The organism is Providencia sp. M-27, from assembly GCF_011077905.1.
Classification (GTDB): domain Bacteria; phylum Pseudomonadota; class Gammaproteobacteria; order Enterobacterales; family Enterobacteriaceae; genus Providencia; species Providencia huaxiensis.
Map to the genome: position 1 here is coordinate 1 of NZ_JAALBT010000063.1, position 875 is coordinate 875.

The 875-nt window shown below is 40.3% G+C and carries 1 protein-coding gene; it reads left to right on the top strand.

Annotated features, from left to right (window positions below):
• The first annotated feature begins 282 nt into the window (after positions 1–282).
• Positions 283–717, top strand: coding sequence for an antirestriction protein (locus G6Q48_RS21940; protein WP_166268412.1), 435 nt, complete (start codon positions 283–285; stop codon positions 715–717).
• Positions 718–875 lie beyond the last annotated feature (158 nt).

Consider the following 875-nt stretch of genomic DNA (forward strand, 5'->3'; position numbering starts at 1 on the left):
CAACACCCAGAACGTTCCGCCATTTTCCATCTAATCGATTAACCACGTCCTTATTTACGCCTTCGTATTATCTGATTCATTATAAAAGCATCATCAGACTAACCCATTAATTAACTTACATTTATTTTTATATCTATATTATTTTAGTGAATCAATCATCAGAATGCGTCACTAAAAATGATACTCAATATACCTATCATTTCGAGAAAGCTCTGCACCGCAAGGTGTAGGGCTTTTTTGTTTATTACTGTCTATCAATATCGACTGAATTGGAGTTCTATTATGTTTACCTTACAAGAGCAAGAATCAACGGTTATCAAAACCAACCTCGTCAATTCCCGTGGTCGTAGTACCTTCTGGCGTTTTTACTTTGGTACTGTGCCAGACTGGCAACGTATTGAAGGCGATATCTTTAACATGATGGATAAATGCTGTGAGGTCTATCAAGGTGCTTTCTGGGAGTTCAGTATGCTGTCTAATGGCGGCGCATTTATCTGGCCTGATATGCTCGAAACCTCCCTGCAAATGTTTAACCCGCATAACGGAAATGAAGCTGAGTTAAGCCCGGAGGCAGCTGGTATTGCTGTCTGTTTACTGGTGTATAGCATCTGGTCATTTAAAACCGAAAGCCCTGTGCTGGTGGAATATTTTTACCTGTTGCGTGATTACGCTATACAGCATCCGGAGCAAGCTCAAATCTTTCGCCTTATAGACTGAATTATCAGTCACGGTTTTATCTTTCCCCCACCAGCAATCTTTAATTTAATCCATTTATCGAATGATTTATCAGTTTAATTATTGAGGAGAACCCCTATGTCTCGTTTAGCTTCCCGTTTTGGCAATGCTTGCTCTATTCGTCGTGACCGCCCGCTAAC